The sequence below is a fragment of the Microtetraspora sp. NBRC 13810 genome (assembly GCF_030268685.1).
Taxonomy (GTDB): domain Bacteria; phylum Actinomycetota; class Actinomycetes; order Streptosporangiales; family Streptosporangiaceae; genus BSRQ01.
In genome coordinates, this window is the sequence record NZ_BSRQ01000008.1 from 161,311 (window position 1) to 173,027 (window position 11,717).

General features: G+C 69.9%; 10 protein-coding genes. 3 read left to right on the plus strand and 7 right to left on the minus strand.

Annotation, left to right across the window (positions count from 1 at the left end):
• Window positions 1-376: 376 nt before the first annotated feature.
• A complete protein-coding gene (gene rny, locus QSK26_RS18045) occupies window positions 377-1,996 on the plus strand; it encodes a ribonuclease Y (RefSeq protein ID WP_285776325.1) in 1,620 nt (539 codons plus the stop codon).
• A gap of 9 nt (window positions 1,997-2,005) precedes the next feature.
• Here the strand turns inward: rny and QSK26_RS18050 are convergent, their stop codons facing one another.
• From QSK26_RS18050 to QSK26_RS18075, 6 genes are all read right to left on the minus strand, one after another.
• Entirely contained in the window at window positions 2,006-3,895 is a 1,890-nt protein-coding gene (locus tag QSK26_RS18050; RefSeq protein ID WP_285776326.1) for a S9 family peptidase, read from the minus strand.
• 188 nt (window positions 3,896-4,083) lie between these two features.
• Window positions 4,084-4,971 carry an amino acid ABC transporter permease gene (locus QSK26_RS18055; protein WP_285776327.1) on the minus strand — a complete coding sequence of 296 codons (888 nt, stop codon included), beginning with the start codon at window positions 4,969-4,971 and terminating at the stop codon, window positions 4,084-4,086.
• The gene (locus tag QSK26_RS18060; protein ID WP_285776328.1) at window positions 4,968-5,636 is read right to left on the minus strand and encodes an amino acid ABC transporter permease; all 669 of its coding nucleotides are present in this window, start codon (window positions 5,634-5,636) and stop codon (window positions 4,968-4,970) included. The genes QSK26_RS18055 and QSK26_RS18060 overlap by 4 nt, the downstream gene beginning before the upstream one ends.
• 82 nt (window positions 5,637-5,718) lie before the next feature.
• Window positions 5,719-6,603, minus strand: coding sequence for a glutamate ABC transporter substrate-binding protein (locus QSK26_RS18065; protein WP_285776329.1), 885 nt, complete (start codon window positions 6,601-6,603; stop codon window positions 5,719-5,721).
• A gap of 73 nt (window positions 6,604-6,676) precedes the next feature.
• Complete coding sequence (locus tag QSK26_RS18070) at window positions 6,677-7,429, minus strand: amino acid ABC transporter ATP-binding protein (RefSeq protein ID WP_285776330.1); 753 nt, start codon at window positions 7,427-7,429, stop codon at window positions 6,677-6,679.
• A gap of 93 nt (window positions 7,430-7,522) precedes the next feature.
• Window positions 7,523-8,170: a Uma2 family endonuclease gene (locus tag QSK26_RS18075; RefSeq protein WP_285776331.1), complete on the minus strand. Its 648-nt coding sequence runs from the start codon at window positions 8,168-8,170 to the stop codon at window positions 7,523-7,525.
• Window positions 8,171-8,334: 164 nt separating this feature from the next.
• On the opposite strand from QSK26_RS18075, the gene miaB reads away from it, so the two are divergent.
• Entirely contained in the window at window positions 8,335-9,828 is a 1,494-nt protein-coding gene (gene miaB / locus QSK26_RS18080) for a tRNA (N6-isopentenyl adenosine(37)-C2)-methylthiotransferase MiaB (protein WP_285776332.1), read from the plus strand.
• Between the two features lie 286 nt (window positions 9,829-10,114).
• Here the strand turns inward: miaB and QSK26_RS18085 are convergent, their stop codons facing one another.
• The gene (locus QSK26_RS18085; protein WP_285776333.1) at window positions 10,115-10,558 is read right to left on the minus strand and encodes a hypothetical protein; all 444 of its coding nucleotides are present in this window, start codon (window positions 10,556-10,558) and stop codon (window positions 10,115-10,117) included.
• A 298-nt stretch (window positions 10,559-10,856) separates the two neighbouring features.
• Between QSK26_RS18085 and QSK26_RS18090 the strand changes: the two genes are divergently transcribed.
• Window positions 10,857-11,507: a hypothetical protein gene (locus QSK26_RS18090; protein ID WP_285776334.1), complete on the plus strand. Its 651-nt coding sequence runs from the start codon at window positions 10,857-10,859 to the stop codon at window positions 11,505-11,507.
• Window positions 11,508-11,717 lie beyond the last annotated feature (210 nt).

Here is an 11,717-nt window from a genome sequence, read left to right on the forward strand (position 1 = left end):
AGGTTTCACGGTGCGAAGATCCAAAGGTCGCCGCAGGTTAGGGTGTGGCCAGATGTCTCCTTTGAGGTGTGCCGTTCCAAGGAGCGGAACCGTGGGAAACTGCCCCGTCAGGCTTCCTTTGCTTGCTCGTGGCCTGTTTGACACCTAATCTCGACGGCAGTGAGGAGTTACTCCGCGCTGTGCGGATTGCCATAACGGTGAACTTCGGACGAGCAAGCTCGACTGGATGAAGAAGACACGGTGCCGGTCGTCACGATCGGTGCCCAGTCCATTGCGGGTTGATATTTGTCCTGGTGAAGCCACCGGTTGGTTTTCCCGCGCCGTGTTTGTGGCACCTCGCTGTTGAGTGCTGCGACGCGAGGAGGGTTCGGCGCGCATGGAAACTGCGGTTGTGGTCGCACTGACAGTGGCGGTGTTCGTTTTCGCCTTCGTGGCGATCGCCGCTCTCGTCGTGCTCGTGCGCCGCACCGGAGCCCAGAGTCCACGCGTGGCGGCCCCCACACCGGAGCAACTCGAAGAGGTCAACGCCGAGCTCGAAGAAGCCCGCCGGCAGGCCGCCGAGATCCGGGCCAAGGCGGAGGCCGAGGCGGGCGAGGCGCTCAGCCGGTCCGAGGCCGTGGAGAAGACCGCCCTCCAGATACGCAAGGAGGTCGAGGAGGAGAGCCGGGTCCTCAAGGGCGAGCTCAAGGAGCTCCGTTCCGACCTGGAGCGCAGAGAAAACCGCCTGGCCGAGCGCGAGCAGCGGCTCGACGAGGACGCCAGGCGCCAGGCCGAGCGGGGCCGCAAGCTGGCCGAGACCGAGACCGAGCTCGCCCACCGGCGCGAGGAGCTGCTCAAGACCGAGGCGGAGCGGCGGGCGATCCTGGAGCGGGTGTCCGGGTTCACCGCCGACCAGGCCAAGGCCGACCTGGTCAGGGAGATCGAGAACCAGGCGAAGCGCGAGGCCGCGCTCATCGTCCGGGAGATCGAGAGCGCCGCCCGCAAGGAGGGCGAGAAGCGCGCCTGCAAGATCGTCACCCTGGCCGTGCAGCGGGTGGCGACCGAGCAGACCGCCGAGTCCGTCGTGAGCGTGCTGCACCTGCCCGGCGACGAGATGAAGGGCCGGATCATCGGCCGCGAGGGCCGCAACATCCGGGCCTTCGAGACCACCACCGGCGTCAACCTCATCATCGACGACACCCCGGAGGCCGTGCTCCTGTCGTGTTTCGATCCGGTCCGCCGCGAGACCGCCCGGCTCACCCTGGAGAAACTCGTCCTGGACGGCCGCATCCACCCCCAGCGCATCGAGGAGGCATACGAGCGCAGCAAGGGCGAGGTGCGCGACCTGTGCGTCCGGGCCGGTGAGGACGCGCTGGTGGAGCTCGGCATCACCGACATGCACCCCGAGCTGATCACCCTGCTCGGCCAGCTCCGCTACCGCACCTCCTACGGGCAGAACGTGCTGAAGCACCTCATCGAGTCCGCCCACATCGCCGGCATCATGGCCAGCGAGCTGAAGATGGACGCGATGCTGCTCAAGCGCTGCACCGTGCTGCACGACATCGGCAAGGCCCTCACTCACGAGGTGGAGGGCAGCCACGCCCTCATCGGAGCCGAGATCGCCCGCCGGTACGGCGAGCACGAGGACGTCGTGCACGCCATCGAGGCGCACCACAACGAGGTCGAGGTGCGCACGGTGGAGGCGGTGCTCACCCAGGCCGCCGACGCGATCAGCGGCAGCCGTCCCGGCGCCCGCAGGGAGTCCCTTGAGGCCTACGTGAAGCGGCTGGAGCGGCTGGAGGAGATCGCCCAGTCCTACGACGGCGTGGAGAAGGTCTTCGCCATGCAGGCCGGCCGGGAGATCCGGGTGATGGTCAAGCCCGACTCGGTGGACGACATCCAGGCCCAGGTGATCGCCCGGGACGTCGCCAAGCAGGTCGAGGAGGAGCTGACCTACCCCGGCCAGATCCGGATCACGGTGGTCCGCGAGTCCCGCGCCATCGAGTTCGCCCGCTGAGAGAGCGGTTCAGACGGTGAAGATCTGCTGGTAGAACGCCAGCTCGGCGGCGAGGGCGGCGCTGCGGGTCTCGGTCCGCCGGAACCCGTGCGACTCGCCCTCGAAGGTGAGATAGGTGCACGGCACACCGCGCTCGGCGAGCGCGGTGACGAACGCCTCCGACTGCGAGGCGGGCACGACCGGGTCCTCCAGCCCCTGCAGCAGCAGCATCGGGCAGGTCACGCCGTCCACCCGGCCGAGCGGCTCGCGGGAGCGATAGAGCTCGGGGTCCTCCGGGCCGACCAGCCATTCCACGTAGCGGGACTCGAAGTCGTGGGTGGTGGCGACCAGCGGGGCGAGCGCGCTCACTCCGAAGTAGGACACCCCGCCGGCGAACGTGCCGGAGGCGCAGCAGGCCGCCATGACCGTCCAGCCGCCCGCGCTGCCGCCCCTGATGGCGATCCGCGCGGGGTCGGCGAGCCCCTGTTCGGCCAGCCACTCGGCGGCGGCGACCGTGTCCTCCACGTCGACGATGCCCCACTGCCCGCGCAGCCGCTCACGGTAGGCCCTGCCGTACCCGGTGGAGCCGCCGTAGTTGACGTCGAGCACGCCGATGCCCCGGCTGGTGAAGAACGCCTTCTCCAGGTCCAGCGCGGACGTGCTGTTCCCGGTCGGCCCGCCGTGCACGAAGACGACGTACGGCGCGGGGCCCTCGGCGGCGGCCTCCGGGTTGGCGGGCGCGTGCAGGACGGCGTGCACCGGCCGGCCGAACCCGCCCTCGATCTGCACCGGGCGCGGCGTCGGCAGATAGGCGATGTCGGGCAGCTCGTCCACGTCGCGGCGCAGCCCTTCGACGCGCCCGGTGACGGTGTCCAGCCGGACCACCGAGGCGGGCGTCGCCGGGCCGTACCCGATGCCGACCAGGGTGGAGCCGTCGGCGTCGAGTGACGGGCTCCACCCGTCATAGGGCACGTCGAGGCCGGTCAGGACGCCGGTCGCCGGGTCGAGGACGGCCAGGCGCAGGTCCCCCTGCCCGTGCAGGACCGCGAGCCGCCCGTCGCCGAGCACCTGGTACGGCCTGGCGCCGAGCTGCCACAGCGGACCGGCGAACTCCTCCTCGGCGGGGAAGAGCGCCTGCGGGGCCATGCCGAAGACGTCCACCTGGTAGAGGTTCCACCAGCCGGACCAGTCGGAGACCAGGTAGAGGGTGCGCTCGTCACGCCAGCAGGGGGCGAGCACCGACTCGGTGGAGCCGCCCTTGACCGTCCAGGTGGTGCCGTCGGCGATGCGGGTGACGCGGAGCTCGGTGCCGGTCCACGGCATGTCCGGATGGTTCCAGCAGACGTAGGCCAGATGCACGCCGTCGGGGGAGACGGCGGGGAAGGCGTAGAAGTCGCTGCCGGTGACGTGTTCGCGCTCCCGCCCGCCGTCCAGCGGGACGGACACGATCGCCCGGACCACCTTGCCCTCGCCGTCGTGGCGCTCGCGCACGGCCCAGATCCAGCCGTCGCGCACGACCAGGTCGGCATAGCGCAGCCCGGCGGCGATCTCCGGCTCCGGAGTGAGCGGTCGCGGCTCGCCGCCCGGCGGCAGCAGGTAGAGCCGCTGGTCGGTGTGGTGCGCGAAGACGACTCCGGTGCCCGGCACGACGGCGTAGGACCGCCCGCCGTACTCGTGGACCCTGCTGCGCGCGCTCCACGGCGCGGGGAGCAGCTCGCGGCGGGTGCCGTCGGCGGCGCGGTGGACGATGGTGGTGCGCCCGCCCTCCGAGGGGCGGTCCTCGGTCCACCACACCTCCTCGCCCAGCACGGTGGGGAAGCCGAGGCGCAGCCCGGCGCGGGCGACGTCTGAGGTGGCGATCGGCGACGGCCAGGCGGAGTACGGCACTGCCGTTCGGCTCGGCCGGTGCTCGGGGGACATAGTCGCATCCTGCCAGGAAACTCTCGCCTCGTGGTGCCGATGAGGCGTTCATCTTGGGTGCGGCGACCGGTCGGCACGCGATTCGGCGGGTTTTCGGCGGGCTTCCGGTATCGGATCGAGACGCAGGTCACCCGGGTTACGGGCATCGGGTGGGGCGGCCACCGGTCCGGCGGCCGCCCCAGGTGGCCCTAGTCCGGGAGGCTCGGGCCCGCCGCGCTGGGAATCGCGGTGGGCGGGGCGACGGGACGGGCCGAGGTCTTGCGGCTTCGCCGGCTGCGCCGTTCCAGCCAGGTGGCCAGCGCGCTGAGAAGGGCGTTCAGGCCGATGTAGATGATCCCGATGACGATGGCGGCCGGGACGAGGCTGCCGAAGTGGTTCGCCGGGATGATCTTGAAGCCCATGTTGAGCAGGTCGACGTAGGCGATGATGTAGCCGAGCGCGGTGTCCTTGAGCAGGACGACGAGCTGGCTGACGATCGCCGGCATCATCGCGGTGATCGCCTGGGGCAGCAGCACCAGGGTCATCACCCCGGTCTTGCGCAGCCCGATCGCGTACGCCGCCTCCGACTGGCCCCTGGGCACGGAGAGCACGCCCGCCCGGACCACCTCGGCCAGCACCGACCCGTTGTACAGCGTGAGGCCGATCACGACGGCCATCAGGGTGTAGTCGCCGCCGCCGAAGAGCGAGGGCGCCAGGTAGAAGACGAAGAAGATCAGCAGCAGCAGCGGGATCGCCCGGAAGACCTCCACGACGACGCCCGCCGGGACGCGGATCCACCGGTGGTCGGACAGCCGGGCCAGGCCGAAGACCGCGCCGAACAGCAGCGCGAACACCGCCCCGAGCGCCGCGGCCTTCAGCGTGCCGATGAGACCGGGGATGATGAAGTTGACCCAGGTGTCCGCCTCGACGAACGGCTGCCAGATCTCCCAGCGCCACTGGCCCCTCTCGTCGAACCTGGCGTACACGAAGTAGGCCAGTCCGATGAGGACGATCGCGGCGACGAGGGTGAGCGCGTTGTTGCGCAGCCGGGCCCGCGGGCCGGGCGCGTCGAAGAGGACGTTCGCCCGCCCGCTCATCGGGCCACCGCCAGCCGCCGGGAGAGCCAGCCGGTCAAGAACCCGATCGGCAGGGTGACCGCCATGAACGCCACGACGATCCCGAGGAAGATCGGGATGGACACACCGGTCGTGTCGAAGGTGTCCTTCATCACGAACGCCACGTCGGCGAGGTAGCCGGCCGCGACGGCGACCGTCGTGTTCTTGATCATCGCGATCATCACGCTGCCGAGCGGCGCCACCACGGCCCGGAACGCCTGCGGCAGGATGATCAGGGTCAGGGACTGGAAGAACGTGAGCCCGATCGCCCGCGCCGCCTCGGCCTGCCCGAACGGCACCGTGTTGATGCCCGCCCGCAACGCCTCACAGACGAAGGTCGCCGTGTAGAGGGACAGTCCGAGCGCGACCAGCCAGAAGCCGTTGATCGCGGGGTCGTCGGAGAAGACGAGCCCCACCTGGTCGCTCAGCCCGAGCGCCGAGAAGGCCAGCACCAGCGTCAGCGGCGTGTTGCGCACGATGTTGACGTAGGCGGCTCCGGCGGCGCGCAGCACGGGGGTGGGAGAGACCCGCATGCTCACCAGGACGGTGCCGAGGACCAGGGCCATGATCGCGCACACCGCGGAGAGCTTCAGGTTCTGGACGAAGCCCTCCCACAGGGCCGGGCCGTATTCGATCAGTTCGTTCATCGTGCTCCACTTACGGAAACGGCGGCGGCCGGTGACCCGGAGGCCGGGTCACCGGCCGCTGCCTGCGGTGCGACAAGGATTGCTAGGCGCACGTCTCGAACTGCGGCGCGGCGGTCGGCGCGGTCAGACCCTGCGCCTTGCCGAACCACTTGGCGAAGAGCTGGGCGGCGGTGCCGTCCGTGTACATCTTGGTGATCGCGGCGTTGACGGCCTCGCAGGTCTTGACGTCGCCCTTCTTCAGGCCGACGCCGTACTTCTCGTCGGTGAACGGGTCGCCGAGGATCTTGAAGTTGCCGCCGCCCTGCTGGGCGAAGCCGGCCAGGATGAGGTCGTCGGTGGTGACCGCGTCCAGGTTGTTGCCGCTCAGCTTCGACACGCACTCGGAGTAGGTGTTGGCACCCACGAGCTGCGCGTCGAGGTCGAGCTCGCCGTCCGGCGGCGGGTCGGTGATCCGCTTGTAGGAGTTGGAGCCCGCGGCCTGGCAGATGCGCTTGCCGGCCAGGTCGGTGGCCTTGGCGATGTTCGTGGCGTCGGCGCGGACCATGGTGTCCTGGTGCGCCACGATGTACGGCCCGCCGAAGGTCACCTTGGACTTGCGCTCCTCGGTGATCGAGTAGGTGGCGAAGATGATGTCAACGGTGCCGTTGGCGAGGAACGGCTCACGGTTGGAGGACGCGGACTCCTTGAACTGGATCTGCACGTCCTGGCCGCCGGCCAGCTCCTTGATCACATACTTCGCCACGTCCACGTCGAAGCCCTCGGGATCGCCGCCGCCGGCCTTCAGGCCGAGGCTGGGCTGGTCCCACTTGGTGCCGACGACAACCTGCTTGGTGTTCTTCACCTTGTCGACGACCGAACCGTCCCCGGAGGGGGCGGCGCTGGTTTCGCCGCCGCCGCCACAGGCCGCCAGCCCCAAGATGAGCGCGCCGGCCGCGGCCAGCGTCGCACTGATACGTCCTACCCGCATTTCCTTACCTCTTCTTCCAGGGGGAACCGTGCAACGGTGAAGTCTCTGTACCGGGGGTGCCCGGGATGCGAGCTCAGTGCGTAAGGATCTTGGAGAGGAAGTCCTTGGCCCGGTCGGTGCGCGCGTTGGTGAAGAACTCGTCCGGCGTGTTCTCCTCCACGACCTGACCGTCGGCCATGAAGACCACCCGGTTCGCGGCGCGGCGGGCGAAGCCCATCTCGTGCGTGACGACGACCATGGTCATGCCGTCACGGGCGAGGCCGATCATCACGTCCAGCACCTCCTGGACCATCTCCGGGTCCAGCGCCGAGGTGGGCTCGTCGAACAGGATCATCTTGGGATCCATCGCCAGGGCGCGCGCGATGGCCGTGCGCTGCTGCTGACCGCCGGAGAGCTGGGCGGGATACTTGCCCGCCTGGGAGGCAATGCCGACGCGCTCGAGAAGCTCCAGGCCGCGCTGCTCGGCGGCCTTCCTGTCCTGCCCGCGGACCTTGATCGGCCCCAGCGTGACGTTCTCCAGGATCGTCTTGTGCGCGAACAGGTTGAAGGACTGGAACACCATGCCGACTTCGGACCGCAGCTTCGCCAGCGGCTTGCCCTCCGCGGGAAGCGGCCGGCCGTCGAAGGTGATCACACCGCTGTCGATCGTCTCCAGCCGGTTCATCGTCCGGCAGAGCGTCGACTTGCCCCCGCCGGAAGGCCCGATCACCACCAGGACCTCACCCCGGTCGACGGTCAAGTGGATGTCCCGCAGCACATGGAGCTCACCGAAGTGCTTGTTGACGTTTTCCAGCTTGACGAGCGGAACCGCGTCCCCGTTCTTCATGGTGATCAAGGCTATGCACGTTAGGCCACTCGTGACTAACCAAGGGGTACCGATCGGGTCACGTTGTGTGGACTGGTCGGCTAGTCAAAGAGGTCAGATCTCGGCCAGTTTCGCGGGGTCGAGAGTCAGTTTGAAAGGATCGGTCAACTCCACCGTTTCGCCCGCCGCCACCTGATGGGTCAACTGGTATCCGGTTTCCTTGTCCAGGGCGTACGTGTAGATGACGGGCAGCCGCCTGTTCATCTGGCCGCGGAAGGGAAGCATCTCGATGCGCCAGAAGTGCGGAATGCCCGATTCTGCATATTTGATCGGCTTGACTCGCCGGTCGGTCACCGTCGTCGACTTGGACACGATCTCCACGGCGAGGTGCACCCAGCCGGACGAGATCAGCCTGGCGCCGTCACGGATGGGCTGCCGCTCCACGACGATGACGTCGGGGATGACGCCGGGGCTGTCGTCGAGCAGCACTCCGGTCGCCGTGATGGCCGCCAGCTCGTCGCCGATCGCGGTATGGAGCAACTGGCGCAGATTGTCGCCGATCCATTGATGCTGGGGCGGTGGGGCGGGGGACACGATGAGGCTCCCGTCGATGAGCTCGTAGCGGCTTCCGTCGCCATGCGCATTGAGCTCGATCCACTCGTCGACACTGAGCTCTCCTGGCGTCTGCCAGAGGGTGAACGGCCTTCCGGCCGGCTTGTCGGCATTCACGGGCGCCTCCGAGGTCTGCGCAGGCATCGCCATCGTGGCTCACCACTCTCAGTGTCGGTGAAGTCTCATTCTCGCATGCGACTCTGGGGCCCCAGCTTAACCGCAATCTTCACGTTGCGTGACCGAGTCATTACGAAGACGTGTTCGGGGGAGGGAGCGGTGTCGGAGGTCCGGGGAGCGCCTAGGCTTGGAGGGCCATGACTGTGACCGAGGAGAGCACCCGCACGTACGAGGTCCGTACCTACGGGTGCCAGATGAACGTGCATGACTCCGAGCGGCTCGCCGGACTGCTGGAAGACGCGGGCTACGTGCCGGTCGGCGACGGCGAGGCGGCCGACGTGGTCGTGTTCAACACCTGCGCCGTGCGGGAGAACGCCGACAATCGCCTCTACGGCAATCTCGGCCATCTCCGTCCCGCGAAGACGAGCAACCCGCGCATGCAGATCGCCGTGGGCGGCTGCCTGGCCCAGAAGGACCAGGGCGAGATCGTGCGCAAGGCCCCGTGGGTGGACGTCGTGTTCGGCACCCACAACATCGGCTCGCTGCCCGTGCTCCTGGAGCGCGCCCGCGTCCAGCGCGAGGCCCAGGTCGAGATCAAGGAGTCGCTGGAGGTCTTCCCCAGCACCCTGCCGACCAAGCGCGAGTCGGCCTACGCCGCCTGGGTGTCGATCTCGGTCGGCTGCAACAACACGTGCACGTTCTGCATCGTGCCGGCGCTGCGCGGCAAGGAGAAGGATCGCCGTCCCGGCGAGGTGCTCAGCGAGGTGCGCACCCTGGTCGAGCAGGGCGTCCTGGAGATCACCCTCCTGGGTCAGAACGTGAACACCTACGGCGTCGAGTTCGGCGACCGGCTCGCGTTCGGCAAGCTGCTGCGCGCCTGCGGCGACGTGGAGGGCCTGGAGCGGGTCCGGTTCACCTCCCCGCACCCGGCGGCGTTCACCGACGACGTCATCGCCGCGATGGCCGAGACGCCCAACGTGATGCACCAGCTGCACATGCCGCTGCAGTCCGGCTCCGACCGGGTCCTGAAGGCCATGCGCCGCTCCTACCGCGCCGAGCGCTACCTCGGGATCATCGAGCGGGTCCGGGCCGCGATGCCCGACGCGGCGATCTCCACCGACATCATCGTGGGCTTCCCCGGCGAGACCGAGGAGGACTTCCAGGCCACGCTCGACGTCGTCCGCGAGTCCCGCTTCGCCAACGCCTTCACCTTCCAGTACTCGATCCGCCCCGGCACCCCCGCCGCGACCATGGACGCGCAGGTGCCCAAGGAGGTCGTGCAGGAGCGCTACGAGCGGCTGGTCGCTCTCCAGGAGGAGATCTCCTGGGCTGAGAACAAGCGGCAGGTCGGCAAGGTGCTGGAGGTGCTGGTCGCCGAGGGCGAGGGCCGCAAGGACGACGCCACCCGCCGCCTGTCCGGCCGCGCCCCCGACAACCGCCTCGTCCACTTCGCCCCCGGCGAGCACGCCCCCCGCCCCGGCGACGTGGTGAGCGTCGAGGTCACCTACGCCGCCCCGCACCACCTGGTCGCCGACCGCCCGGCACTGGCCCTGCGCCGCACCCGGGCGGGCGACGCGTGGCAGGCGCGCCAGGCCGGCCCCGCCGCGCCCTCCGGCGTCCTCCTGGGCATGCCCACCATCGGCCGCCCCCCGGCCACCCCGGCGGAGCCGTCCGGCTGCACCACCCACTGACCCACCGCACACCCGACCATCCGCACAGATCCACCGCCCACCGAACCATCCGTCCGTACGGACTCCCGTCCGTCGCAGACCGGACCGTCCGTACGGACCCCCGTCCGTCGCACACCGGACCGCTCGTGCGGGCCCTTGCCCGTCTGCCGTCCGCCGGTTCTGCGGGTCACCGCCCGCTCGACGTACGCGAACCCGGCAGGTGGGCCGCCGGGCTCGCTTCGAGTGAGTGCCGGTCTGTCGCGGGTGAAATCTGCCGGGCCGGACGCCTTTCTGCGCGGGGGCCGGGTCACCGCACGCCGAACCTGCTCAGCAGGTCGTCGCACATGCGGATGTCGCCGAACGCCGAGCACGGGTCGGGCCAGAGCGGCGGCCCCGGTTCGGCGTCCCGCCGCCGTTCGCGCTCGGGCCCGGTCCCGCGTGACCGGGCGCCGTCCCCGGCCGTCTCCGCCTTCCGCTCCCGCATGGCACGGTCCGGCGCGCCCGGCGCCCGAGCCTTGTCGCCTGCCGGACCACCCGGACCTGGGCCCGGAGCCCGAGCCGGAGCCGGAGCGGGAGGCAGGGCCGGGGCCCGGGGCGGGGCCGGAGCGCGGGCCGGTACGGCGGGCGGGGCGGGCACCGGGCGGGTCCAGCCCTCCGAGGGGCGGCCCTGCCCGTCGTTCTGCCGGCCGGGACGCTCCCGGTCCGGTGACTCCTGGGGTGCCTCGGCCGGACCGGTGGGGTAGGCGCTCACCGGCGGCGCTGTCACTCCTTGCAACGGTGCGGCGGCCGGAGGACCCCCGGCGGTCAATTGCTCTGGCGCGGCCGATATCGCCAAAACCACGCCGATCCCTGCCGTGGTGAAGACCCCGAGAACTCCGGCGATCGCCACCCAAGATCGCCTGTGACGTGGGACGATGGATGGAATGTGCGACAAATCGTGATTCCTCCGTGATGCCCGTGCAGCGATTTGGTTAATGCGGCTAGTGTGGTCGAGCACCCTTGGAAACCGTGGCGGTTTCCGCCGATAAGACCACAGGGAGTTGTTACTCATGCAAGGGCACGTTCGATCTTCGACGGGCCATCCTGAGCATCCGGGCCAGGGCGATTACCAGGGCGAGTACCAGACCGAGTACCTCGCCGGCCCCGGTGACATGCCCAGGACCAAGTCAAGGGCGAGAGCCAAGAGAGCGTCCAACGGCAAGCGCGGCCTGGCCATAGCCGCGGGTGCCCTGGTGGCGGTTCTCGCCGGAGGCGGCATCGTCTTCGCCGTCGTCAGCGACTCACAGGGCACCGGTACCTCGGTACCCGCCCAGAGCGACGCCCCCGCCGCCGACAACGGCCAGGCCGCGGACGGCGGCGAGCAGGGCGACGCCCAGTCGCCCGCCGACGAGGCCGCGCAGGGCGGCGGCGACCAGGCCGACCAGAGCGGCGGTGGAGGAGACCAGGGCATCCCCAGCGACGGCGACGTCGCCGACGCCCCCTCCGGCACCGACATCTCCTCCGGCGGCGGCGACGGCTCGTCCTCCGGTGGCGGCGAGGCGCAAACGCCCGCCAAGAACACCGACAAGAACACCGACAAGACCAAGAACGACCCCCCGAAGGAGCAGCAGAGCAGTCCGAACACCGGCGAGGAGGAGTCCCAGTACCCCTTCGACGGCCCGGTCGGATACGTCGAACCCCGAGGCCCCGGCGGCAGCTAGCCACCAACCGACCCAGCCCGCCACCCCGATCCCGAGCCGGGGCGGCGGGCTTCGTCGTTCCTGCCCTGTTCCGCCCCTGCTCGGCCCCTGCTCGGCCCCTGCTCGGCCCCTGCTCGGCCCCTGCTCGGCCCCTGCTCGGCCCCTGCTCGGCCCCTGCTCGGCCCCTGCTCGGCCCCTGCTCGGCCCCTGCTCGGCCCCTGCTCGGCCCCT

Bases quoted from the DNA above. Each gene is read 5' to 3' on its own strand.
- rny (WP_285776325.1), top strand. From the start codon at position 377: ATGGAAACTGCGGTTGTGGTCGCACTGACAGTGGCGGTGTTCGTTTTC.
- QSK26_RS18050 (WP_285776326.1), bottom strand. From the start codon at position 3,895: ATGTCCCCCGAGCACCGGCCGAGCCGAACGGCAGTGCCGTACTCCGCC.
- QSK26_RS18055 (WP_285776327.1), bottom strand. From the start codon at position 4,971: ATGAGCGGGCGGGCGAACGTCCTCTTCGACGCGCCCGGCCCGCGGGCC.
- QSK26_RS18060 (WP_285776328.1), bottom strand. From the start codon at position 5,636: ATGAACGAACTGATCGAATACGGCCCGGCCCTGTGGGAGGGCTTCGTC.
- QSK26_RS18065 (WP_285776329.1), bottom strand. From the start codon at position 6,603: ATGCGGGTAGGACGTATCAGTGCGACGCTGGCCGCGGCCGGCGCGCTC.
- QSK26_RS18070 (WP_285776330.1), bottom strand. From the start codon at position 7,429: ATGAAGAACGGGGACGCGGTTCCGCTCGTCAAGCTGGAAAACGTCAAC.
- QSK26_RS18075 (WP_285776331.1), bottom strand. From the start codon at position 8,170: ATGGCGATGCCTGCGCAGACCTCGGAGGCGCCCGTGAATGCCGACAAG.
- miaB (WP_285776332.1), top strand. From the start codon at position 8,335: ATGACTGTGACCGAGGAGAGCACCCGCACGTACGAGGTCCGTACCTAC.
- QSK26_RS18090 (WP_285776334.1), top strand. From the start codon at position 10,857: ATGCAAGGGCACGTTCGATCTTCGACGGGCCATCCTGAGCATCCGGGC.